The following is a 22,315-nucleotide window of genomic DNA, read 5'->3' as shown; positions in this document are numbered from 1 at the left end:
CCCCGCCGGGACCAGGACGCGGACGCTGCAGCGGTCGGGGCCCGCCGTGAGCGGGCGGGACGAGCGCTGGAGCGTGTCCTCGGGCGGGCGACAGGCGGCCGCCCGGTCGGCAGGGGAGTCGCGGGGTCACGACGCGCGCCGTCCGCCGTCCTAGGTTCGGCCCGGGTCCGGATCGGCTGCGCAGCCGGCTGCCGGACCGCAGCCCGACCGGAAGGACAGCCCATGCCCGCACCCACCATCGTCCTCGTCCACGGAGCGTTCGCCGACGCCGCGAGCTTCGCCCCGGTCACGCGGATCCTGCTCGACGCCGGCCACGCCGTGCGCGTCCCTGCAGTGCCGAACCGCAGCCTGCTGGGCGACGCGGAGTACCTCCGCTCCTTCGTGGAGCAGCTCGACCGGCCGGTCCTGCTGGCGGGCCACTCCTACGGCGGCGCCGTGATCACGGTGGCGGGGGTCGCCGAGAACGTGGTCGGCCTCGTCTACCTCGCGGCCTACGCGCTCGAGGAGGGGGAGAGCCTCGGGCAGCTGCAGGGCGCCTTCCCCGACTCCGACCTCCCGGCGAACCTCGTCTACACCCCGTTCCCGATCGACGGAGCGGAGCCGGGCACGGACGTGTCGGTCGCGGTGTCGGCGTTCCCGGAGGTGTTCGCGGCCGGGATCGATCCGGCCGAGGCGGCCGTGCTCGCGGTCGGCCAGCGCCCGCTCGCCGCTCTGGCGTTCGGCGAGGCCGCTCCGGTCGCCGCCTGGCGGACCCGGCCGAGCTGGGGCGTCGTCGCGGCGGCGGACCGGACGATCAACCCGGACGTCGAGCGGTTCGGCTACCGGCGGGCGGGCGTGCGCTCGGTCGTCGAGCTCGACGCGCCGCACCTGGTGATGCGCTCGCACCCGGAGGAGGTCGCGCGGGTCATCGCCGACGCCGCGGCGGAGCTGAGCTGACCGCGGAGTCGCCTGACCGCGGAGGGGTGCGCCGAGTGCCGGTGCGCTCCTCCGCACCCCGCCGCGCACCGCCCCCACCCTGAAGCACGCCCCGCCGATCTAGGTACTCCCTCCGCGGATCTAGGTCGGCGTCGCGTGGAGTCGGGCCCGCCTCCTCCCTAGCCTCGAAGGGAGAGAAGGGCGGGATCGTGGACACGGACACCGCGCGGCTCGGCGCCTACCTCCGGGGGCACCGCGACCGGCTGCGCCCCGACGAGGTCGGCCTGGGCGCCGACGGCAGGCGCCGCGTCAGCGGGCTGCGCCGCCAGGAGGTCGCCGTGCTCGCGGGGATCAGCCCGGACTACTACCTGCGGCTCGAGCAGGGCAAGGACCGCCGCCCCTCGGCGCAGGTCCTGGACGCTCTGGCCCGCGCGTTCCGTCTCGACGCGGACGGGCGGGACTACCTCTTCCGGCTCGGCGGGCACGCCGCGCCGCGCCGCTCACCGGGCTGGGCGCAGGCCGGGCCGACCCCGGCGCAGGTCGGCAGCCTGACGAGCATGGTCTCGTCCTGGACCACGACGCCCGCCTACGTGGTCGACCGCTACCTGGACCTCGTCGCCGTGAACGAGCTCGGCCGCCTGTTCCTCCCCCTGGCCTGCGAGCAGGGGACCAACATGATCGAGGCCGTCGTCGACGCCGCGGCGCTCGAGACCGACGCCGAGCGGCACGAGGACTGGGACCGCACGATCGCCGTGATGACGGCCGCCCTCCGCTTCCACTCCGACCCGGCGGACCCGCGTCTGCGGGTCCTGGTCGCCTCGCTCGGAGGCCGCTCGCGGGTCTTCCGCCGCGTCTGGGCGAGCCAGGAGGCGTATCCGCTCCGCGAGGGCTCGTCGCCGGTGCGCGTCGACCCCTTCGGCTTCATCGCCTTCCGCTGGCAGACCCTGGAGGTGCACGGAGGCGACCACTTCCTGACCTCCTTCTTCGGCGCCCCCGGCAGCGCCGCGGCCGCCGCGATCGATTTCATCCGGGCCCGCCACCGGGTCGAGGAGTGTCTGCGCGAGGGTGCGATACTCGACGCGTGAAGCGGGACGCGCTCGTCGTCGGTCGGGGATCGGAGCTCGCGCGGCTCCGTCTGATGGTCGACGGCATCGCCGCCCAGGGGTCGGCGCTCGTCATCGACGGGGACGCCGGGGTCGGCAAGACCACCCTGGTCGAGGAGGTCGTCGCCTACGCCCGCGCACGCGATGTGCGGGTGCTGCGGACCGCGGGCTCCGCAGCGGAGTCGGGCGACCAGTACGCGGCGCTGCAGCTCCTCCTGCACCCGCTCCGCCCGGGCCTCGACGGCCTGCCCCTGCCGCAGCAGGACGCGCTCCGCGTGGCCTTCCACCTGGCGGACGGAGTGCAGCCGACGCCGCTCCTGGCCGGCCTCTCGGCCCTGACCCTCCTGAGCGACGCCGCCGCCGATCGGCCCCTGCTGGTCGTCGTGGAGGACCTGCACCGGATCGACCCGGAGTCGGCGTGGGCGCTGCGGATGCTCGCCCGGCGCATCGGCGAGGACCGCGTCGTCGTCGTGATGACCACGAGGGACCGGCCCGAGGAGGACTCCGGCCTCGAGCACCTCCACCTCGGGCCGCTGTCGGCCGCCGACTCGGCCGCTCTCCTCGACACGCTCCCGCATCCTCCTCGCGGCGCCGCCCGGCGCGCTCTGCTCGACCTCGCCCGCGGGAATCCGCTCGCCCTGGTGGAGCTGACCGGGCGCGACCCGTCGGCCGACGAGGCGGAGGACCGCGCGGTGACCGGACGCCTCGAGTCGGCCTTCGCCGAGCGCTTCGCGGAGCTCGACCAGCCCTCGCGGCTCGCCGTGCTGGCCGTGGCGCTGGGCGACGTCGCGACGGCGGAGGAGGCGAGCCGGCTGGCGAACCTGGCGATCGGCCGCCACCCCGACCCCTCCTGGATCGACCGGGCCGTCGCCGCGTCGCTGCTCAGCTGGACGCCGGGGAGCGGACTCCGCTTCCGGCACCCTCTCGTGCAGTCCGCGGTGACGAGCGTGAGCCGCCCCTCCGAGCGCGCGGCCGTGCTCCGCACGCTCGTCCAGGAGCACCGCGACGACCCGAGCCGGACGCTCTGGTGGCGGTCCGAGCTCGCGACCGGCTCTGACGGGCCGGTCGGCGAGGAGCTCGCCGGTCTCGCGGCGTCAGGCCTCGCGACGGGCGACGTGGTCCTGGCGGCTCAGGCGATGGAGCGGGCGGCGGAGCTGACCCCCGCGGGGCCGCTGCGCGTCTCGCGCCTGATCGACGCGGCCGAGTACTCCGGGCTCGCCGGCCGGACCGCGGAGGCGGCGCTGCTCGTGCACCGCGCGGCGGGCGAGACCGTCGATCCGGTGCTCACCGCCCGCGCCGCCTGGACGCGCGAGACGCTGCCGACCGGGCGCACGGCCCTCTCGCGGGGAGACCTCTCGCCCGCGCTCGCCGCAGTGACGGCGCTGCAGAGCCACGGAGCCGTCGACGCCGCGACCGCCGCGCTCCTGCACCTCGCCGCCATCGCCTGGGACCACAACCGCGAGGCGTCGCCGGGGGAGCCGATGATCCAGGCGGTGCGCGCGCTCGCCCTCGACGACTCCGACCCGCGCGCCGTCCTGCTCGCGGCGGTCACCGAGCCGATCGCCCGCGGCGACGAGGTCGTCCGCCGGGCGCTCGCGGCGGCCGGCGGGGCGAGCGGTCCGGAGGAGGCGTGGTGGCTCGGCTACGCGCTGAACACGGCGGGCGAGGTCGAGGTCGCCCGGGAGCTCCTGGAGGAGGCGATCACGGGGCTGCGCGCGCGCGGCGACATCCGGATCCTCCCGCAGGCGCTCCTCGCCGCCTCGATGACCACGTCGCTCGCCGGCCGCATCTCGCGCGCCCGCTCCTTCGCCGAGGAGGCGCTCGTCCTCGGGAGCGACCTGGGGGACGTCGGCTTCGAGACCGCCTCCCGGGCCTGCCTGGCCTGGTTCGACGCGATGGAGGGCGTCGCGCCCGATCCCGAGGCGATCAGCGCGGGCAGCGCGATCGGCGCGGCCGTCCTCTGCTCGAGCGTGATGCGGGCGACGCTCCGCGGATCGAGAGCGGCGGTGGCGGTCCTCGAGTCTCGACCGGGCGACGCCGTGCCGGAGCTCCTGCCCCTCCTCGACACGGACGACGACTCCCTGAACCCCGGCTTCGCGATCCTGACCACGCCCGATCTCGTCGACGCGGCTCTCGCGATCGGGGACGTCGGAGTCGTGCGCCTGCACGCCGCGAGGCTGGAATCGCTCTTCGAGCGCTGGCACCAGCCGATGATCGAGGCGGCCCTCCGGTACGCGCAGATCGCCGTGGCGCTCGCCGACGGAGCGCCGGACGTCGCGGCCGGGCTGCTCCGCCGGACTCCGCCGCCGCTCCCGTACGTACGGGCGCGGGCGCTGCTGCTCGTGGGCGACGGGCTGCACCGGGCCGGTCGGGCGGCGGAGGCGCGGCCCCTCCTCCGCGAGGCACTGGCGATGCTCGAGGAGCTGCCGATCCACGCCTGGGCCGATCGGGCCCGTGACGCGCTCCGGGCCGCCGGAGGGAGGATCGCGGACGCGCCGTCGCCGGCCGCTGCCACGCTGACCCCGCAGGAGCTGCGCATCTGCGCTCTCGCGAGCACGGGGCTGTCGAACCGCGCGATCGCGCAGAACCTGTTCCTCTCGCCGCGCACGGTCGGCGCGCACCTGTACGCGGCGTACCGCAAGCTCGGGATCGGCGGGCGGGGCGAGCTCGCCGCGGTGCTCGGCAGGGACGCGGGCGCCGACGCCTGAGGCGGGACTCCGCTCGCAGGGGCGCCGGGCCCCACTCCGAGCGCAGACACGCAGGCGCGCCCCGGAACGGCCGGGACGCGCCTGCGAGCGTGCCGCGCTACTCCTGGATGAAGGCCAGCAGGTCGGGGTTGATGACGTCGGCGTGGACGGTCAGCATGCCGTGCGGGTAGCCCTCGTAGATCTTGAGCGTCGAGTTCTGCAGCAGCTCGTGCTGCTTGAGCGAGGCGTCCTTGTAGGGGACGACCTGGTCGTCGTCGCCCTGGGTGACGAGGACGGGGACGGTGATCGCCTTCAGGTCCTCGGTCTGGTCCGTTTCCGAGAAGGCCTTGATGCCCTCGTAGTGCGCGAGCGCGGATCCGGTCATGCCCTGGCGCCACCAGTTGTCGACCACGGGCTGCGAGAGCTCGACGCCCTCGCGGTTGAAGCCGTAGAAGGGCCCGGAGGCCACGGCCTGGTAGAACTCGGCGCGGTTCGCCGCGAGAGCGTCGCGGAAGCCGTCGAACACCGAGATCGGCGTGCCCTCGGGGTTAGCCTCGGTCTGCACCATCAGCGGCGGGACCGACGAGACGAGGACGGCCTTGGCCACGCGGCCCTGGGGCTCGCCGTACTTCGCGACGTAGCGCGCGACCTGGCCGCCTCCGGTGGAGTGGCCGATGTGGATCGCGTTCCGCAGGTCGAGGTGCTCGACGACCGCGTTCACGTCGCTGGCGTAGTGGTCCATGTCGTGTCCGGTGCCGACCTGGGTCGAGCGTCCGTGCCCGCGGCGGTCGGTCGCGATGACGCGGTAGCCGTGCGCGTGGAAGAACAGCATCTGCGCGTCCCAGTCGTCGGACGACAGCGGCCAGCCGTGGTGGAAGACGATGGGCTGCGCGTCGGTGCTGCCCCAGTCCTTGTAGTAGATCTCGACGTCGTCGTCCGTGGTCACAAACGGCATCTTCGAACCTCCGTGCTCGTGTCGATCCCGAGCCCGGCCCGGGTCGTGTCCAAGGTGGTGCCTCCCCGGATGAGGGTGGGGAGCGGCTCCACGATAGGGGCGTGGGAGCGCTCCCTGAAGAGCGCGGGGAGATGTTCCGACGATCGTCCAGACCTGGTCGCCCGGGCGGTGCCGAGACCGCCGGCCGCGCTCGCCGAGTGGGGTCGGATGACTCGTGACCGGCACCGCGGGCGCTGACAGGATCGCGGCGGACGCGCCCTCCCGCGGCGCGCGGATCGGAGGTCGCGATGCCCACGACGACGCCCACGACGACGGCCCTGCCGACGCCCAGGACGACGACGCCCCGGCCGGCGGTGCTCCGGTGACCGTCGAGGACCGCGTCCCGATCGAGCCGCAGGCGGTCGTCGCTCCGCTCAGCCGGTCCGCCGTCTTCCTCTCGCTCGACATCGTCGGCGGGCAGGACGCCGCGGACCGCGTGCGGGACGTCGTCGCCGACGTGGGCGGGATCCTCCGCGCGGTCGGCTTCCGCGACCTGGGCCTGCGCCTCTCGTGCCTGGTCGGGATCGGGAGCGACGCGTGGGACCGCTTCGGCGGGGAGGGGCGCCCCGCGCAGCTGCACCCGTTCAGGGAGGTGGTGGGCGCGGCGCACACGGCCGTCTCGACGCAGACCGACCTCTTGTTCCACATCCGGGCGGAGCGCGACGACGCCTGCTTCGAGTTCGAGCGCCTCCTGCTCGACGCGCTCGGCGAGGACGTCGTCGTCCGCGACGAGGTGGTCGGCTTCCGCTACTTCGACAACCGCGACCTGCTGGGCTTCGTCGACGGCACCGAGAACCCGACCGGGGAGGCGCTGCCCCGCGTCGCGCTGATCGGCGCGGAGGACGCGGCGTTCGCGGGCGGCAGCTACCTGGTCGTGCAGAAGTACCTGCACGACCTGACGTCCTGGCACGCGCTCACCACCGAGCAGCAGGAGCGGGTCATCGGCCGGAGCAAGGCCGACAACGTCGAGCGCGAGGACGATCCGGCGCAGCTCTCGCACAAGGGGCTCGCGACCGTGGTCGACGCCGGCGGGACCGAGCACGACATCCTCCGCGACAACATGCCCTTCGGCCGGCCCGGCAGGGGCGAGTTCGGCACGTACTTCCTCGGCCTGGCCGCCGACCTGTCGGTGATCGAGACGATGCTGACGCGGATGTTCGTCGGCGTGCCCGCAGGCCGGCACGACCGCCTCCTCGACTTCTCGACCGCGACGACCGGCGGGGTCTACTTCGTGCCCTCGCGGGACGTGCTCGAGGGCCTGGGCGGCTGACCCGGGCCGGTCGTCAGGGCGCGGATCGAGTCGGATGACCGTGGTGCCGCCCGGGCCGGAGCGGTGGGATCGGAGCAGCGCAGGCGCGCAGGACGATCAGCAGGGAGAACGCCGTGGAACCCGACGACAGCACCGCTCCGCACCACGAGACCCCCGGTTTCGGAGACCCGGACCTCCCCCAGGAGGGGATCGTGAACACCGAGGGCGATCCCTCGGCGAACACGATGACCGGCCCGCAGAACCGCGTCCTGGAGGGACTGTTCCCGAACCAGATCGCCGCGCCCGCGACGGACATCAGCACGCAGCCGTTCTTCTGGTCCTCCTTCAACATCTCGCCGCGGCGGGTGCAGCGGGGAGGCTGGGCGCGCGAGCTCACGCAGGCCGACTTCGCGATCTCGAACGAGATCGCCGGCGTGAACATGTACCTCGAGGCCGGCGGGATCCGCGAGCTGCACTGGCACCAGAGCGCCGAGTGGGCGCTGATGACCAAGGGGAACTGCCGCATCACCACGCTCAGCCGCACCGGCCGGCCCAGCGTCGACGACGTGCAGGAGGGGGACCTCTGGTACTTCCCGCCCGGCCTGCCGCACTCCCTGCAGGGCCTCGGCCCGGACGGGGCGGAGTTCGTGCTCGCGTTCGACGACGGCGAGCAGTCCGAGAGCAACACGCTCCTGCTCACCGACTGGTTCGCGCACACGCCGCCGGACGTGCTGGCGAAGAACTTCGGCGTCGCGCAGGAGGTCTTCCGCGACATCCCGCTGCACGACCTCTGGATCTTCCCGGGCGACGTGCCCGGCGACCTCCAGGCCGACCGGGCCGCGGCCGGGGTGCAGGACGGCGACGAGGCGGTGATCTTCCGGCTCTCCCGCTCCGAGCCCGTGCACCAGAACAGCGGCGGCCGGATCCAGATCGCCGACAGCACGAACTTCCCGGCCTCGCGCACGGTCTCGGCCGCGCTGACGACCGTCGAGCCCGGCTCGATGCGCGAGCTGCACTGGCACCCCAACGCCGACGAGTGGCAGTACTACCTCCGCGGATCCGCTCGGATGACCGTCTTCAACACCGGCCCGCACGCCAACACGACCGACTTCCACGCCGGAGACGTGGGCGTCGTGCGCCGCAACTTCGGCCACTACGTGGAGAACACCGGCGACGACACGCTCGTCTACATCGAGACCTTCAAGAGCTCCCGCTACGAGGAGGTGTCGCTCGCCCAGTGGCTGAGCCACCTGCCGCCGTCGCTGGTCGCGCAGCACCTGAACATCCCGGAGGAGGTGCTGGCGACCTTCCCGCTCGGGACGCAGGGGATCACTCCGCTGCGCTGAGGGAGGGACGCGCGGAGGGGACGGGGACATGGCGGAGGATCACGAGGCGGCGCTCCTGCCGTGGGCGGGGAGGGCGGCGGTGCTGCTGGATCGGCACCTGCGCGTGCTGGCCGCGACTCCGCTCGCGCGGGCGCTCTCGCCCGCCTTCGCCCCGGGAGTGAGCATCGCCCGCTTCACCTTCCTGGACTCGTCCGAGGTCGAGGACCTGCCCTGCTGGGGGTCCGCCGCCGACCAGGTCGCGGCGATGCTCCGCGACTCGCTCGAGCGGCACCGGGGGGACCGGGAGTTCCTGACGGTCGTCGGGGAGCTCTCGGCGAGGAGCCCCCGGTTCGCGGACTCGTGGGCGGCCGGAGCGGAGGCCGACGCACGCGGGTCGGTCGTGTTCCTCGACACCGCGGTCGGCTCCGTTCCGATGGACTACCGGCTGGTCCGGGACGGCGCGCGCCTCCTGCTCCTGTTCGAGGCGGGTGACGCGGCGGGTCGCGAGGCGCTCGCCCGGCTCGCCGCCACGCGTCAGGCGCCGGCCGGGGCGGCCACCGCGGTGCCCGCCTCCGGAGCGTGCCGCAGCGAGGCGAGGACGTCGACGGCCGCGGCCGCCGGAGTCCCCGCTGCCGCGAGGTAGGTCACGACGTACCGGCCCGGAGCGCCGGCGAGCTCCAGGGTCTGCATCTCGAGGTCGAGCCAGCCGAACGGCTCGACGTGGACGCGGATCCACCGGTGGGTGAAGGGGCGGACCTGGTACTCGGCCCAGATCGACCGGAACAGCGGATTCTCGACCGAGCACTCGCCGACGATCTCGTGCAGCCGCGGATCGTCGGGGTCGCTGTAGAACCGCAGCGCGGCGATCAGCTCGCGGAAGACCTGGCCCCACGCCCGCAGCTGGTCCGGCGGGTCGCCGTTCGCCACGGCGCGCGCGTAGCCGCGGGAGGTGGAGAGCAGCATGTTGGCGCCGGGCACGCCCTTGTCGGGGGCGAGACGGCTCATCAGGTCGTTCGCGCCGAGGACGTCGAGGTTGCGGTCGAACGCGTACGCCGGGGTCCTCGGCCAGTGGGCGAGCAGCGACTCCACGCCCTGGCCCGGCGGAGGAGAGTCGGGACCGTGCGGGCCGGGGCGCAGCCGGGCCAGCCGGAAGAGGTAGGCGCGCTCGAACTCGTCGAAGGCGAGCGCCTCGGCGAGGGCGTTCAGCACCTGGTCGGACGGGGCGACCGCGTGCCCCTGCTCGACGCGGAGGTAGTAGTCGCGGCTGATCCGGGCGCGGTCGGCGACCTCCTCGCGGCGCAGGCCCGGCACCCGCCGCCGGGTGCCCGCGGTCGGCACGCCGACCTGCTCCGGCCGCAGCGCCGCCCGGCGAGCGCGGAGGAACTCCGCGAGGGGGCTGCGAGAGCTCATCGTGCGACTCCATCGGATCACCCGCCGGGTCGAGCGGCGGTCGTGCGGGGGTGGGGCCGTACCGGTCGTCCGGTGGGACACAGAGTACCGTCGGGCGCTCGCGGGGCCCACTGCCCTGCTGCGCCCCCCTGCCCGGCGCCGATCGGGGGCCGGGCGCTCGGGACGGTTCGGCAGAGGGAGCGCTCCGGAGGGTTCCGACAGAGGGAGGAGAGCGCGCCCGCGCCCGGCGGTCAGCATGGGGTCCTCGGAACCCGTCCCTCAGGAGTCGCGATGACGATCAGTGCACTCTCCTCGCCGCCCGCGCACCCGAGCGCCCCCGAGGACGTGGTGGTCCGGATGCTGAGCTCGGCGTCGCCCGCGCGGGAGCGGCTCCTGGTGGTCGAGGGCGGGATCGGCTCGGGCCGGACGCACATGCTGCGCTCCGCCGCGGCCACCGCTCGCGCCGCCGGCTGCGAGGTCGTGGAGGTGCGGCCGGACCGGGGCGACGCCGTGATCGGCGCGTCCTCGCTCGCACTGTTCGCCACGCTGATCGGCCGTCTGCAGCGGGTGCGCGACTCCTCCGCCTCGCCCTGCGACCCCGGCTTCCTGATCGTCGTCGACGACTGGGAGCGGTTCGACGTCGCCGCCCGCGAGACCCTCCAGGCCCTGGTGACCCGGCTGGTGGACGAGGTCGGTGCCGCCTGCCTCCTCGCCACCGGCGACCGCCGCGTCCTCGCCGGCTGGGAGGGCCTCCGGCACCGTCGCACGGAGCCCCTCGACGCGGAGGCGGCCCGCGGCTTCCTGCGCGCCCACGGCGGCCGCCGGCCGCTCGCCGTCGAGGCGCGCCTGCTGCGGGTCGCGGAGGGGAATCCGCTGCTCCTCGACGTCCTCGGGCGGGCTTGGGCCGACGGGGACGCTCCCGCGCCCTTCCCGGTCTACCCGCGGCTCGAGCAGGCCGAGACCAGGGTGCTCGATCTGCTGGCTCCGCTGTCGGAGCCGAGCCGGGAGGCGCTCCTGGTCGCCGCGGTGGCGGGCGCCGAGTTCCCGGAGAGCATCGGGTCGGCCCGCGGAGACGGGGACAGCGCCCTGGTGCAGGCGGGGATCCTGACGGCGGGCGGCCGTGCGTTCCGCGACCCGGTGGTCCGCGCGGTGGTGCTCTCGACGGCGATGCCCCGAGCGCTGCGGGCGGCACGGAGGCGGCTAGCCGAGCGCCCGGAGTCGGCCCCGCACCTCCGCCTGCTGCTCGCGGCGGACGACGCGGCCGGGCCGGAGGAGCGGGCGCGGCTGCTGAGGGACGCGGCGGAGGAGCGACTCCGCGCGGGTCGGCCGCAGGAGGCGCTGCTCCTTTTCACCGAGGCGCGCTCGAGCGCGCGCTGTGCTGCTCTGCGGGAGGAGCTCGAGGCGCGCGCGGCTGCCGTCGCGGCCTTCACCGGCGACGCGGCGGCCCTCGAGCGGGTGGTCGATCGCTCGCGGGAGGACGGCGGGGTTCTCGGGGCCGGCGTCGAGGCGGCGCGGCTGGCCGATGCGCTGCTCCGCACGGGGGACGTGGGCGGGGTCCGCCGCGCGGCCCTCCGGGGGCTCGGCGCTCGGGCGGGGCGTGGGGGCTCGGGAGTCGGTGGTGCCTCGCTCGCCGGCGGTGACTCTCCTGTCGGTGGTGACTCTCCTGTCGGTGGTGTCTCTCCTGTCGGTGGTGTCTCTCCCGTCGGCGGTGTCTCTCCCGCCGAGACCGGCGCCTCCCGCGACGACGTCAGCAGCCTCCCCGCCGACCACGCAGCCCCTCACGACGCCGCCGCCGACCTGCTGGCGACCGTTCTCCACCTCGCCTGCATGCTCCGCGGCGATCCCGCGTGGTGGCAGGAGGCGCTCGCCGTCGGTGAGGAGCACCCCCTCGATCCCGTCCTGCGCCTCGTGGAGGCCTGCGTGCGGCCGGTACCGGACGAGGAGTGGGAGCGCCGCCTGCTGCTCGCCGAGGACTCCGCGGTCACGGGCGACCCGTGGAAGACGGTCGCGCTGCACCTCGCCTGGTCGCTGCTCGAGGTCTCGGACGAGCGCCGCGACCGCCTCGCCGGGCTCCTCGACGGCGGGGAGGAGGCGGACGGCCTACGCGGCGCCCTCGCCCTCCTCCGCCGCGGCACCACCGCACTCGACGGCGGTCGCCTCGACGACGCCTCGGCCGACCTCCACCGCGCCGCCGCCCGCGCCGACGACCTGCCCGCCGTGCGCGCGCTGATCGACGCGACTCGAGCCCGGGGCCACGCCGTGCAGGGCGACCGCACTCGCACCCTCGAGTGCGCCGAGCGCGCGACGGCCTGGGCGCTGCGGCACGGAGCGGCGTCGGTCGCGCGCGCCGCCGATCACGCCCTGTGCTCGCTCGACCTCGGCGGCGGCCGTTTCGAGGAGGCGCACGCCCGCTCCTCCTCCCGCGCCAGCGGCGACCCGCTGGAGCTCCTCGACGCCGCCGAGGCCGCCTCGCGCCTCCGCCTGCCCGAGCACTGCGCCGAGCTGGCGGCGGCCGCGGCGGACCTCGCCGCTCGGCCCCTCGCTGCCCGCGGGCGGATGCTCGCCCTCGCGGCGACCGCGGTCCTCGATCCGACCGGCGGCGCGGGCGCCCTCTTCGAGCGCTCCCTCGACCCGGCCTCCGAGGAGTGGCCGTTCGAGCGGGCGCGCGTCCAGCTCTGCCACGGCGAGTGGCTGCGCCGCCGGATGCGCCCGCTGGAGGCGCGCACCCGGTTCCGCCAGGCTGCCGCGGGGTTCGCCGCGGTGGGGGCCGAGCTCTGGCTCGCCCGCGCCCAGCACGAGCTGCGGGCGGCGGGCGGAGCGGGGGAGGCGCCGGTCGCCGCCGACCTCAGCGAGCAGGAGCGGCGCGTGGTCTCCCTGGCCGCCGCGGGCCTGTCGAACAAGCAGATCGCCCAGCAGCTCTTCGTCTCGCCCCGCACCGTCAGCGGGCACCTGTACCGGATCTTCCCCAAGCTCGGGGTGACCTCGCGGGCCGGGCTCCGCGACGCGCTCCTCAGCCTCGAGGACGCCCGGAGCGCGTGACGGAGCCGCAGGATCGAGTCATCCGACCTGGTGCCTGCCGCCGCGGGAGGCGCATGCTGAGCGCATGACGTCGCAGCAGATGATCGACCCCTCCGTCCCGCCGAGCGGCCCCGGCTGCGTCGAGTGCGAGCAGTCCGGCTCGTGGTGGCTGCACCTGCGCCGCTGCGCGCTCTGCGGGCACATCGGCTGCTGCGACGACTCGCTGAACCGCCACGCGACGGCCCACTACCACTCGACGGGCCACGCGGTCATCCGCAGCTTCGAGCCCGGCGAGGACTGGTTCTGGGACTACCGGACCGACGACTACGCCGACGGCCCCGCCCTGGCCGACCCGCAGAGCCACCCGGCGAGCCAGACCACCCCGGGGCCGAAGGACCGCGTGCCGCGCGACTGGCAGTACCTCCTCGCCGAGCGCGCCGAGCGGGGCTGAGCCGCGCGCCTCGCGACAGCGCAGGACTTTCGAGAGAGTCCAGGAGTTGTCGCACTCGGCATCGACTGCGACAACTCCTGGACAGTGGCCGCCGGCTCCCTGCGCACGTCCGCAGGCGGCGAGTAGCCAGGAGTCGCCGTACTCGCGACCGACCACGGCGACTTCTGGATGGTCGCGGCGGCCCGCCCAGGAGCGATCGCCACGAAAGTCCAGAAGTTGTCGCACTGGGCGTCGACTGCGACAACTCTCGAGCAGTCGCGGCCGTCGGAGCCGCCGACGCCCAACGCTTGTCCACAGGCGGCGAGTAGCCAGGAGTCGCCGTACTCGCGACCGACTACGGCGACTTCTGGATGGTCGCGGCGGCCCGCCGAGGAGCGATCGCCACGAGAGTCCAGAAGTTGTCGCACTGGGCGTCGAGTGCGACAACTCTTGAGCAGTCGCGGGAGCAGGCGCGGGAGCAGGTCGAAACCAGCTGACCAGCCGGCGGCCGACGCCGCGCCTGATCGGCGTTCGTCAGCTCCGGACCCCGCCGGCCGAGCCCCGCCCCGTCACCCCCTCTCGACCCCGTCCAGCGCTTCCGCCTCGGCGATCCGCAGCCGCATCTGCCGGTAGCGGTGGAACTGGTACACCCCGTGCAGCACCGCGAGGACGACGGCGGCCGCCATCCCGCACGCGATCGCGGGGACCTCGTCCGCGCCGCTCTGCGTCAGCGCGAGCGCGACTCCGGCGCCCGCCACGATCGAGTTGACCACCGCGATCGCCGAGGACATCGTGAAGAAGATGCCCCGCCAGCTCTGCCGCCGGCCGATCTCGAGCAGCTCGTTCGGCGCGTGGCGGCCACGCGGCACCGCGAAGTAGGCGCCCGCGCCCGGCAGCAGGGTCCCGTAGTAGCGGCGGATGCGCTGGATGGCCGTCAGCGCGGCGATGTCCTCCATCGAGGTCTGCACCAGCCGCTCGTAGGTGAACACCCCAAGCAGCACGACGACCGGGATGATCACCGCGAGGAACCCCATCGCATACCGGGTCGGGGCGAGGAAGCCGAAGGCCACGAGCGAGCTGGAGAGCATCGTCAGGTAGAGCGAGGCGCGGCTGCTCGACTCCGTCACGGTGATGCCGCGCGCCGACTCCAGCACGAAGTGCTCGGTCAGCAGGGCGTTGAGGAACGCGGCCGGCCGGTCGGGGAGCGACGCGGCGGAGACGGCGGCCTCGGGCAGCGCGGGCGTGCGGGGAGGGTCCTCCTCGTCGAGGCGGTCGCCCGGCTCCGGATTCACGGCCGCACCTCTCGTGGGAACCGCACCTCTCGCGGGGCCGCCCCGCGGCGTCCGCTCTTCGAGTCATCCGACTCGCGCACCGGCTCCACCCGCGCGCCTACCGTCGGACGCGACGCCGAGCACCGCCACCGGGGCGCGTGCGCAGACACCGAAGGGCCGTTCATGACAGACACCCGCCACCTCCACTCGAACCAGCGAGACACCCTCGAGCGGCTGCTCGAGGACTCGCCGAGCCACAACGTCCTCTGGGCGGACGTGCTGACGCTGCTCGAGGCCGTCGGCACCGTCCACGAGAAGCACGACGGCGCCTTCTCGGTGACGGTCGGCTCGACGACCGAGACCCTCCACCGGCCGCACCGCAAGGACGTGGACGAGCAGCAGCTCGTCGACCTGCGCCGCCTGCTCCGCGGAGCGGGGTACGGCGCATGAGCGCCGGGACGCCCGCCGACCTCACCGGGTCGGCCGCCGAGCGCCTCCGCCGGCTGGACGCGCTCGACGCGGGTGCGCTGACCGAGGAGTGGCTGCTGCGCCAGCTGCGCCTCGCGCTCGGGGATCTCGCCGCGCTCGAGCCGGCCGCCGAGGCCGAGCAGGAGCGGCGCGAGGACTTCTGATGCGGCGGGCGGCCGTCCGGGGTGCACGCGGCCGGCACCCGGACGGCCGCCGGCCCGCACGCCGCAGCGCCGCCCCGCTCCGCCGCTCATCGCCCGGCCGCCGCGCTGCGGGCGCGCAGCAGCACGCCGGCCGTCGCGGTCGCCGCCAGCACGAGCGCCGCGAACACCGTCAGCACCGTCGTCGCGGTGACGAGGTCGAGCGCCGCTCCCGCCGCCAGCGCGGGCACCGCGAGCCCCGTGTACGCGACCAGGAACACCACCGCCAGGGTCTCGCCCCGGCGGGCGGGATCCGCGAGGGCGACCGCCGTGCCGACCGAGCCCTTGAAGAGCAGCCCCACCCCGAAGCCCGAGACGACGGCCCCGGCGAGGAACACTCCCAGCTGCGGAGCGATCGCTCCGGCCGCGACCGCCGTCAGCCCGACCGCGCAGCCCGCCACCGCGATCGAGAGCTGCAGGCGCATCCCCACCTTCACGAGCAGCAGCTGGCCGAGGGCCGCGGAGGCGAACACGGCGAAGGACGTCGCGCCGGCCAGCAGGTGGTCGCGCACCTGGAAGGTCTGCACCAGGAACGTCGGTGCGAGCGAGGTGAAGAGGCCGAGGACGGAGAAGGCCGAGAACGCTCCGAACGCCGCGAGCAGGAACGCCCGGCGCGTATCCGCCGGCACCGAGAGCCGCTGCGGCCGGTAGGCGGGCGCCGTCTCCGGCACGTCGACCGTCTCGGGCACGAGGAGCAGCGCCAGGCCCGCCACGAGCAGCGCGACCAGGAACACCTGGTGCGGCAGGAGGAGCGGATCGGGCAGGAACTCGGCGAAGACCCCTCCGAGCAGCGGGCCCAGCGAGAGTCCGCCGAGGTTCACCGCGCCCGAGATCGACGCGGCGACGATCGTGTTCTCGTCGGGCCGGGCGCGGGCACGCAGCTCGCCGAGGTGGGCGGTCGCCGTGGCGGTGAGCATCCCGATGCTGACGCCGTTGACGAAGCGGGCGACGATCAGCCCCGGCACCTCCGTCGTCAGCGAGAAGAGCACGGCCGAGACCGCCGAGACGAGCACCGCGATCAGCAGCACTCGGCGGCGGCCGAGCCAGTCGCTGACGTGACCGGCGAGGTACAGGCTCACGATCACTCCGACCGCGTAGGCGGCGAAGACGACGGTGATCACGAACGGTGGGAAGCCGTCGAGCTGCTGGTAGAGCGGGTAGAGCGGAGTCGGCACCGTCGAGTACGCCATCACGAGCAGGAAGGTCGCGGCGACGATCCAGAAGCCGACGCCGTGGCGCACCGTCGGCAGTCGGCGGCTCACGAGGTCTCCTGCAGGTGGCGGTGGGCGAAGGTGACGGCCATCGCGCCCTCGCCGACGGCGGAGGCGACGCGCTTGACCGAGCTGCGGCGCACGTCCCCCGCGGCGAAGGAGCCGGGGACGCTGGTCTCGAGGTAGAACGGCGCCCGCTCGAGCGGCCAGTCGGGAGCGGCGTGCTCGCCGGCGAGGTCCGGTCCCGTCACGAGGTAGCCGCCGGAGTCGCGGACGATCGCGGTCTCCGCCGCCCACGTGGTGTCCGGCTCGCCGCCGATGCAGACGAAGAGGTGGGAGGTGGCCAGCGCCCCGTGCGCGCCGGTCGCCGAGTTCTCGACCTCGATCGACTCGAGGGCGTCGGCGCCGTGCAGGCGGGTGACGCGGGAGTCGAGCAGGATCGTCACGTTCGGCTGCCGGACGACGCGCTCCGCGAGGTAGGAGGAGAGGCTGTCGGCCAGATCCGGGCCGCGGACCAGCATGGTCACGTGCCGCGCGTGCGCCGAGAGGTTCATCACGGCCTGCCCGGCCGAGTTGCCGCCTCCGACGACCACGACGTCCTCGCCCTCGCAGAGCGGCGCCTCGCTCGTGCCGGCACCGTAGTAGAGGCCGACGCCGAGCAGCTCGTCCTCGCGCTCGAGGCCGAGCCGGCGCCACTGGATGCCCGTGGCGCAGATGTTGGTGCGGGCGACGACGGTCGTCCCGTCGGCGAGCAGCGCGTGGATCCGGTCGTCGGCGAAGCGCCCGCGGATCCCCTCGCGCATCCGCAGCAGCTCGGCGCCGAACGAGACGGCCTGCTGCCGCGCGCGCTCGGCCAGATCGGCTCCCGCGATCCCGTGCGGGAAGCCGAGGTAGTTCTCGATCAGGCTGCTGGAGCCGGCCTGCCCGCCGATCGCCGAGCGCTCGAGGACCACGACCTTCAGCCCCTCCGAGGCGGCGTACACGGCGGCCGAGAGCCCGGCCGGGCCGGCTCCGTAGATGGAGAGGTCGTACTCCGCGAGCCGCGGCGAGCCCACCCAGCCGAGCCGGGCCGCGACCTCGGCGAGCGTCGGATCGGAGGCGCGGCTGCCGTCCGGGAACACCACGAGGGGGAGCGACGCGGTGGCGAGCGGATGCCCCGCGACGGCGAGGCACTGCTCGTCCGTGTCGATCGGCGTCCACGAGAACGAGACGACGCTGCGCGAGAGGAGGTCGCGGATCTCCCACGCGTCGCGGCTCTCGCGCCGCCCGTAGAGGCGGACCTGCGGGAGGTCCCCGGTCACAATCACGAGGCACGCCGCCGCTCGAGCCCGTCGCGGAACTTCATCAGCTTGAGGCAGAGGTGCAGCGTGCTGCGGGCGAGGCCGTCGTCGAGCGCGTCCCGGACCGCCTCGGGCAGGTTGTCGAGACGGTAGTAGAGCGTGGTGCGGTGGATGTGGAGGAGCCCGCACGCCTCCCGCACGCTGCCGCGCACGTCGAGGTAGGCCTCCACGGTCCGCCGCTGCACCTCGTCGCCCCGCTCGAGCAGCGTCGCCGCGGCCGGCGAGAGCATGGCGAGCTGCGAGCTGTCCGCCCCGATCGAGGCGAGGAGCACCCAGGCCCCGAGCTCGGCGATGTCGGCCCGGCTACGGCCGTCGGGCAGGGAGCCGACGATGGTCGCCGCGAGAGCGGCCCGCTCGGCGGTCGGCAGGAGGTCGTCGTCGCGGACGTCGAAGCGCGCCGAGCCGATCGCGTCGACGGCCGTGCCGCGGCCGCGCGCCTCCGCCCGCAGGACGTCGTCCGCCTCCGCGGCGGCCTCGGGCGCCTCCACGCTCACGAAGAACAGCACGCCCTCCTGGTCGCCGAGGAACGTCAGGCCGGAGGCGGCGCTCGCGTCGATCCGCCTCGCCAGCGCCGTCCGCTGCAGGGAGCCGGTCGGGCCGGTCAGCCGCACCGCGCGGACCACGGTCTGGGCGTCCCGGCGCAGCCAGCGGCGCTCGACCGCCTCGGCGAAGGAGGCGCGCCGGGTGCCGCCGTCGCCCGACAGGAGCGCCGCGAGGACGTCCGCGCGCCGGCAGCTGCCGCCCGCCCGCGTCGAGGGGCCGAGGAGGCGGCGGATCGCTCCGACGGCCGCGTCGATGAGCGAGTACTCGGCCGGAGTGAGCGGCGCGGGCCGCTCCCGGGGGAGGAGGAGGGTCGCGAGCCGGCCCCGCGGATCCTGGACGGGGAACACCCCGTCGCGGGGCGCCTCCTCGCGCGCGCGCGTCGCCACCAGTACCCGGCTCGAGGCGTCCTCGATCGTCACCGGGCGGTCGAGAGCCTGGGCGAGCTCGTCGGCGAGGTCCTGCAGAGTCATCGGCGGGGATCCGTGTGGGGGGCCATGCCGTGATCCTCGCGGAGGGAGCCCTCCCGAAGCGTGGCCCTTCCAGGCCCACCTTGCGCGTCGAGCCGCTGCCGGCCGCGATGAGACGCTCAGCCTCCGCTGCCGGGGCGGTCCCCGGGGCACCCGTCCGCGAGGAGGCGGTCGAGGACGTCCGGCCAGTCGAGCAGGACGCCGATGTGGCCTCGACCGGGTCGGATCGTGAGCTCCGCGGTTGGGTGGAGGCGGCGGATCCGCTCCGCGTGGGCGACCGGGACCACCCTGTCCGCCGCGCCGTGGTGGAGGAGGACCGGCGCCGCGAGGCGCGAGAGGTCGACTCCCCAGGGCATGACGAGAGCGAGGTCGTCGTCGACGCTCCCACCCTGTTCGAGCTCCGAGGCGCGGCCGGCCTCTGCGCCGAGCGCCGTCAGCGGGCCGTCGAGGGCCGAGTAGTCGTCACCGGTGAACTGCTCCGGATCGAAGCGGGCCGTCTCCTCCCACTCCTCGCGCGCAGCCCGGCCGTCGCGCGCGCTGCGGAGAGCGCCCGGATCCTGCATGCCCTCGAACCACGCTCCGTCGTCGCTGAAGGGCGCCGGGCTGCCGAACGTCGCGACGCCCACGACGCGATCACCTCCGAGAGCCCCGACGGCCAGCGCGTGCGGGCCGCCGCCGGAGTAGCCCGTCACCACGAAGCGCTCGATCCCGAGCAGGTCGGCGACGCGGAGCACATCGGCGGCCGCATCCGCGATGCTCCGTCCGGGAGCGCGCATCGAGCCGCCGAAGCCGGGACGGGCGACGGAGACGAGCCGGATGCCGCGCGCCGCAGCGGCGTCGACGTGGGGAGCGAGGAGTGCGCCGGTGTGCGGTGTCCCTCCGCACCAGACGACGACAGCGCGGGGGGCTCGAGTGCCGAGGAAGTCGTGGGCGACGAGCGTGCGCGAGTCGACGCGGAACTCGTGCCGGGACGTAGCGGCGCGTCCGGTCATGGAGGAACGGTAGCCGCAAGTCGCGGGCAGTGCTCGTCGCCCGGCCCGACCGGGATGCGACGTCTCGTCGTAGGGTCGACGGGAGGGTCGGTGGACCCTCGGACGGGAGGGGTCCGCATGTCGATCGACGAGGTGTCCGACGGGATCGAGGCCGCCGCCGCGCTGCCGCACGTGCGCTCCTGCTTCTCCGGCGCGACACCGTACGGGATCGCGCAGCGCTTCGCCGCGGGGGAGCTGACGCGGGAGCAGGCCGTCGACGAGCTCGGCCGCCGGCGCTACCGGCCCGGATCGCCGAGTGACGGCTTCGACTGGACGACCCTCGACCCGGGGGAGTTCGAGGAGGTCCGCCGGGCCCTGTCCGATGGTCTGCTCGACGCCGCGATGTACGACGAGATCCTCGACCGGTACAGCGGGCAGGACTCCTCCGGCGAGAGCGCGGCGTCCGCGGAGGAGAGCGCATGAGCGCCGGCCCCCTGGACCTCGCCTTCACCGCCCCGATCGGTGTCGCCGTGAAGGGCGACCTCTGGTCGTGCGTCGAGGTGCCCGGCTCCGTCGAGCTGCTCGGCACAGGGAGGTCGGTGAAGGTGGTCGCCACCGTCGACGGCGAGCCGGTGACCGCGGGCCTGCTGCCGACCGGCGCCGGCGGTCACATGCTGTCGATCAGCGCGAAACTGCGGAAGACGATCGGCAAGGACCTCGGCGACGTCGTCACCGTCCACCTGACCGAGCGCCTGAGCTGAGCACTGGAGCCGGAGGAAGACCCGTGAGCGGAGCGGAGGAGCCGGCCTGGGCGGATCCGGAGCCGGAGGTCCACCGGGCGCTCGCGTGGTGGGCGGCGGAGTGCGCGGAGCGCGCCCTCCCGGCGTTCGAGGAGTGGGACCCGGACGATCCCCGGCCCCGGCGCGCGCTCGACGTCCTCCTCGCCTGGGGGCGGGGCGAGGCTCCGATGACCGAGTGCCGCACGGCGGCCTTCGCGGCGCACGCCGCAGCCCGCGCCGCGACGCAGGCGGGCGAGCGGGCCGCCACCGCTGCCGCGCGGGCGGCCGGGCAGGCCGCAGCCGTCGCGCACATGGTCGATCACTGCTCGCACGCCGCCGTGTACGCCGCGAAGGCGGTCGGGCTCCGGGGGAGCGACGCCGACCGGGACGCGGAGCGGCGTCACCAGTGGGAGGGCCTCGACCCCGCGCTGCGCTCCCTCGGCTTCCCGAAGGGGCTGTGACGCCGGCCCGGTGCACCTCACCGGGCCGGCGCCCGCGCGCTCAGCGGTGCGCGGGTCGGAGCCCCAGCAGCGTGTCGATGATCACGAAGGCCGCGAGGCTCGCCCCCAGGAGCGGGAGGAACAGCCCGAGCGCGGCGGCGACCACCAGGACGGACGCGACTCCCCACCACGGCGCGCGCCGGAGAGCTCCCCGGGCCGGCGGGGTGCCGACGAGCCGTCGGGGGCCGCGGGTGGGACGGCGCTTCCACCACATCAGGTACCCGAGCACGACCATCGTGGCGATGCCGGCCGCGGTGACGAACAGCAGCAGCTGGTTGGGCAGCCCGAACATCGAGCCCATGTGCGTGTCGATGCCCCAGCGGGAGAGCTTGGCGACGAGGCCGAAGTCGGCGAAGTCGACCCGGTCGACGACCTGCATCGTGCTCCCGTCGATCGCGACGCCGTCGACCTCGGTCGGGAAGCTGCGCTGGATCTCCTGCACGACCCAGGCCGAGCCCTCCGCCGCGGGCGGCCGGATCTCGACCAGTCCCGTGTTCACGTTGACCTCGCGGGCGACCGAGAGCACCGAGTCGTAGGCGGCCGGCGAGTAGCCCGCCGTCGACTCGACGGCGTCGCCGGTGGCCGCGCCGTGTCCGGCGTGTCCGGCGTGCTCGTCGGCCACCTCACCGGTCCGGTCGCCGAGCGTCGTCCCCAGCGAGGGCGTGGTCCAGCCGACTGCGGAGCGGAGGGTCTCGAAGTTCCCGCCTCCGTAGAGCGACCAGGTGATGCCTGTGGTCGAGAGGAACAGGGCGCCGACGAGCAGCCAGACGCCGGTGGAGGCGTGCCAGGAGAACAGGCGCTTGTAGCCGGTGGTCCTCGGCGCGGGGCGCAGCAGGTCCCTCTTCACGCGGGCTCGGCGGAGGCGGATGATCCAGAGGCCCAGGCCGGCGAGGGCGACGACCCCCAGCCAGGAGGCGGCGAGCTCGCTGTAGGAGCGGCCCACGTCCCCGAGGTGCAGCGTCCGGTGCAGGTCGCTGACCCAGGTCCGCAACGGCAGGCCGCCGCTGGTGCCGTAGGCGGTGAGGTCGCCGCGGACGTCGGCGGTGGCCGGGTCGATGAAGACCGCGCGGGTCTCGCTGGCGCCGAGCGCCGGGTCCGCGTACATCACCCGGGTGGTGTCGCCGGGGTTCGGGGCGGGGCGGACGGCGACGATGCTCTGCCCGCCTCCGGTGTACGCGTCGGCGGCGTCGATCTGGTCGGCCAGGGGCAGGTAGGTGTCCGCTTCCGGGGCGTGCAGCTCCTGCGCGTAGACGACCTGCTCGAGCTGGGGGGTGAGTGCGTAGAGCGCTCCGCTGGTCGCGGCGACGAGGATGAACGGCCCGACGAACAGGGCGGCGGAGAAGTGCAGGCGGAGCAGCAGCTGTCCGAGCCAGCCTGCGCTGCTTCTGCGCGGCGGGGGCGGGGTGTCGGCGGAGTCGCGGGGTCTCGTGGCGGTGGTGGTCATGCTTCTGGTCC

21 protein-coding genes are annotated in these 22,315 nt (G+C 74.8%); 13 read left to right on the top strand and 8 right to left on the bottom strand.

What is annotated here, in order from left to right; translation table 11 throughout:
* The first annotated feature begins 222 nt into the window (after positions 1 to 222).
* The 3 genes from C5C25_RS09550 to C5C25_RS09540 all read left to right on the top strand — a co-directional run bounded on the left by C5C25_RS09550 (position 223) and on the right by C5C25_RS09540 (position 4,726).
* Positions 223 to 936: an alpha/beta fold hydrolase gene (locus tag C5C25_RS09550; RefSeq protein WP_104250454.1), complete on the top strand. Its 714-nt coding sequence runs from the start codon at positions 223 to 225 to the stop codon at positions 934 to 936.
* Positions 937 to 1,124: 188 nt separating this feature from the next.
* On the top strand, positions 1,125 to 2,000 hold the full coding sequence (locus C5C25_RS09545) for a helix-turn-helix domain-containing protein (RefSeq protein ID WP_104224008.1): 876 nt from the start codon (positions 1,125 to 1,127) through the stop codon (positions 1,998 to 2,000).
* A complete protein-coding gene (locus tag C5C25_RS09540) occupies positions 1,997 to 4,726 on the top strand; it encodes an AAA family ATPase (RefSeq protein ID WP_104250453.1) in 2,730 nt (909 codons plus the stop codon). The genes C5C25_RS09545 and C5C25_RS09540 overlap by 4 nt, the downstream gene beginning before the upstream one ends.
* 97 nt (positions 4,727 to 4,823) lie before the next feature.
* On the opposite strand, the gene C5C25_RS09535 is transcribed toward C5C25_RS09540, so the two are convergent.
* Complete coding sequence (locus tag C5C25_RS09535; protein ID WP_104227375.1) at positions 4,824 to 5,660, bottom strand: alpha/beta fold hydrolase; 837 nt, start codon at positions 5,658 to 5,660, stop codon at positions 4,824 to 4,826.
* A gap of 214 nt (positions 5,661 to 5,874) precedes the next feature.
* Here C5C25_RS09535 and C5C25_RS09530 point away from each other — a divergent pair, with 214 nt between their 5' ends.
* The 3 genes from C5C25_RS09530 (at position 5,875) to C5C25_RS16295 (ending at position 8,916) form a co-directional block, all read left to right on the top strand.
* Positions 5,875 to 6,969, top strand: coding sequence for a Dyp-type peroxidase (locus C5C25_RS09530; protein ID WP_308470797.1), 1,095 nt, complete (start codon positions 5,875 to 5,877; stop codon positions 6,967 to 6,969).
* 113 nt (positions 6,970 to 7,082) lie between these two features.
* Positions 7,083 to 8,294: a cupin domain-containing protein gene (locus tag C5C25_RS09525; RefSeq protein WP_258060596.1), complete on the top strand. Its 1,212-nt coding sequence runs from the start codon at positions 7,083 to 7,085 to the stop codon at positions 8,292 to 8,294.
* 28 nt (positions 8,295 to 8,322) lie between these two features.
* Positions 8,323 to 8,916, top strand: a complete 594-nt coding sequence (locus C5C25_RS16295) for a hypothetical protein (protein WP_146079463.1) — start codon at positions 8,323 to 8,325, stop codon at positions 8,914 to 8,916.
* Here C5C25_RS16295 and C5C25_RS09515 read toward each other — a convergent pair.
* Positions 8,808 to 9,683 carry a helix-turn-helix transcriptional regulator gene (locus C5C25_RS09515; RefSeq protein WP_181133678.1) on the bottom strand — a complete coding sequence of 292 codons (876 nt, stop codon included), beginning with the start codon at positions 9,681 to 9,683 and terminating at the stop codon, positions 8,808 to 8,810. The genes C5C25_RS16295 and C5C25_RS09515 overlap by 109 nt on opposite strands.
* Before the next feature lie 270 nt (positions 9,684 to 9,953).
* Between C5C25_RS09515 and C5C25_RS09510 the strand changes: the two genes are divergently transcribed.
* Positions 9,954 to 12,701, top strand: coding sequence for a LuxR C-terminal-related transcriptional regulator (locus C5C25_RS09510; RefSeq protein WP_104250451.1), 2,748 nt, complete (start codon positions 9,954 to 9,956; stop codon positions 12,699 to 12,701).
* A gap of 64 nt (positions 12,702 to 12,765) precedes the next feature.
* Positions 12,766 to 13,131 carry a UBP-type zinc finger domain-containing protein gene (locus C5C25_RS09505; protein ID WP_104227372.1) on the top strand — a complete coding sequence of 122 codons (366 nt, stop codon included), beginning with the start codon at positions 12,766 to 12,768 and terminating at the stop codon, positions 13,129 to 13,131.
* Positions 13,132 to 13,679: 548 nt separating this feature from the next.
* Here the strand turns inward: C5C25_RS09505 and C5C25_RS09500 are convergent.
* A complete protein-coding gene (locus C5C25_RS09500) occupies positions 13,680 to 14,402 on the bottom strand; it encodes a hypothetical protein (protein WP_104250450.1) in 723 nt (240 codons plus the stop codon).
* 162 nt (positions 14,403 to 14,564) lie between these two features.
* On the opposite strand from C5C25_RS09500, the gene C5C25_RS09495 reads away from it, so the two are divergent.
* On the top strand, positions 14,565 to 14,831 hold the full coding sequence (locus tag C5C25_RS09495; RefSeq protein WP_104234134.1) for a hypothetical protein: 267 nt from the start codon (positions 14,565 to 14,567) through the stop codon (positions 14,829 to 14,831).
* Complete coding sequence (locus C5C25_RS09490; protein WP_104224778.1) at positions 14,828 to 15,013, top strand: hypothetical protein; 186 nt, start codon at positions 14,828 to 14,830, stop codon at positions 15,011 to 15,013. The genes C5C25_RS09495 and C5C25_RS09490 overlap by 4 nt, the downstream gene beginning before the upstream one ends.
* Before the next feature lie 86 nt (positions 15,014 to 15,099).
* Here C5C25_RS09490 and C5C25_RS09485 read toward each other — a convergent pair whose 3' ends face one another.
* The 4 genes from C5C25_RS09485 to C5C25_RS09470 form a co-directional block, all read right to left on the bottom strand.
* Entirely contained in the window at positions 15,100 to 16,311 is a 1,212-nt protein-coding gene (locus tag C5C25_RS09485; protein WP_258069380.1) for an MFS transporter, read from the bottom strand.
* Entirely contained in the window at positions 16,308 to 17,561 is a 1,254-nt protein-coding gene (locus C5C25_RS09480) for an NAD(P)/FAD-dependent oxidoreductase (protein ID WP_104250449.1), read from the bottom strand. The genes C5C25_RS09485 and C5C25_RS09480 overlap by 4 nt, the downstream gene beginning before the upstream one ends.
* 2 nt (positions 17,562 to 17,563) lie before the next feature.
* Positions 17,564 to 18,613, bottom strand: a complete 1,050-nt coding sequence (locus tag C5C25_RS09475; protein WP_104250448.1) for a helix-turn-helix domain-containing protein — start codon at positions 18,611 to 18,613, stop codon at positions 17,564 to 17,566.
* A 116-nt stretch (positions 18,614 to 18,729) separates the two neighbouring features.
* Positions 18,730 to 19,602 carry an alpha/beta fold hydrolase gene (locus tag C5C25_RS09470; RefSeq protein WP_104250447.1) on the bottom strand — a complete coding sequence of 291 codons (873 nt, stop codon included), beginning with the start codon at positions 19,600 to 19,602 and terminating at the stop codon, positions 18,730 to 18,732.
* 117 nt (positions 19,603 to 19,719) lie between these two features.
* Between C5C25_RS09470 and C5C25_RS09465 the strand changes: the two genes are divergently transcribed.
* Genes C5C25_RS09465 through C5C25_RS09455 form a run of 3 tightly spaced genes read left to right on the top strand, consistent with a single transcriptional unit; the run spans position 19,720 to position 20,821 of the window.
* Positions 19,720 to 20,064, top strand: coding sequence for a hypothetical protein (locus C5C25_RS09465; RefSeq protein ID WP_104250446.1), 345 nt, complete (start codon positions 19,720 to 19,722; stop codon positions 20,062 to 20,064).
* Positions 20,061 to 20,342, top strand: coding sequence for a DUF1905 domain-containing protein (locus C5C25_RS09460; RefSeq protein ID WP_104250445.1), 282 nt, complete (start codon positions 20,061 to 20,063; stop codon positions 20,340 to 20,342). The genes C5C25_RS09465 and C5C25_RS09460 overlap by 4 nt, the downstream gene beginning before the upstream one ends.
* Positions 20,343 to 20,365: 23 nt before the next feature.
* Positions 20,366 to 20,821: a putative immunity protein gene (locus C5C25_RS09455; RefSeq protein ID WP_104250444.1), complete on the top strand. Its 456-nt coding sequence runs from the start codon at positions 20,366 to 20,368 to the stop codon at positions 20,819 to 20,821.
* Positions 20,822 to 20,861: 40 nt separating this feature from the next.
* Here the strand turns inward: C5C25_RS09455 and C5C25_RS09450 are convergent, their stop codons facing one another.
* A complete protein-coding gene (locus C5C25_RS09450) occupies positions 20,862 to 22,304 on the bottom strand; it encodes a PepSY domain-containing protein (protein ID WP_104250443.1) in 1,443 nt (480 codons plus the stop codon).
* Positions 22,305 to 22,315 lie beyond the last annotated feature (11 nt).

Origin of the sequence: Rathayibacter sp. AY2B9 (genome assembly GCF_002931595.1) — a bacterium.
In the GTDB taxonomy this organism is placed as follows: Bacteria; Actinomycetota; Actinomycetes; order Actinomycetales; family Microbacteriaceae; genus Rathayibacter.
Note: the sequence above shows the minus strand (reverse complement) of the source record. Positions and strands in the feature narration are given on the sequence as shown.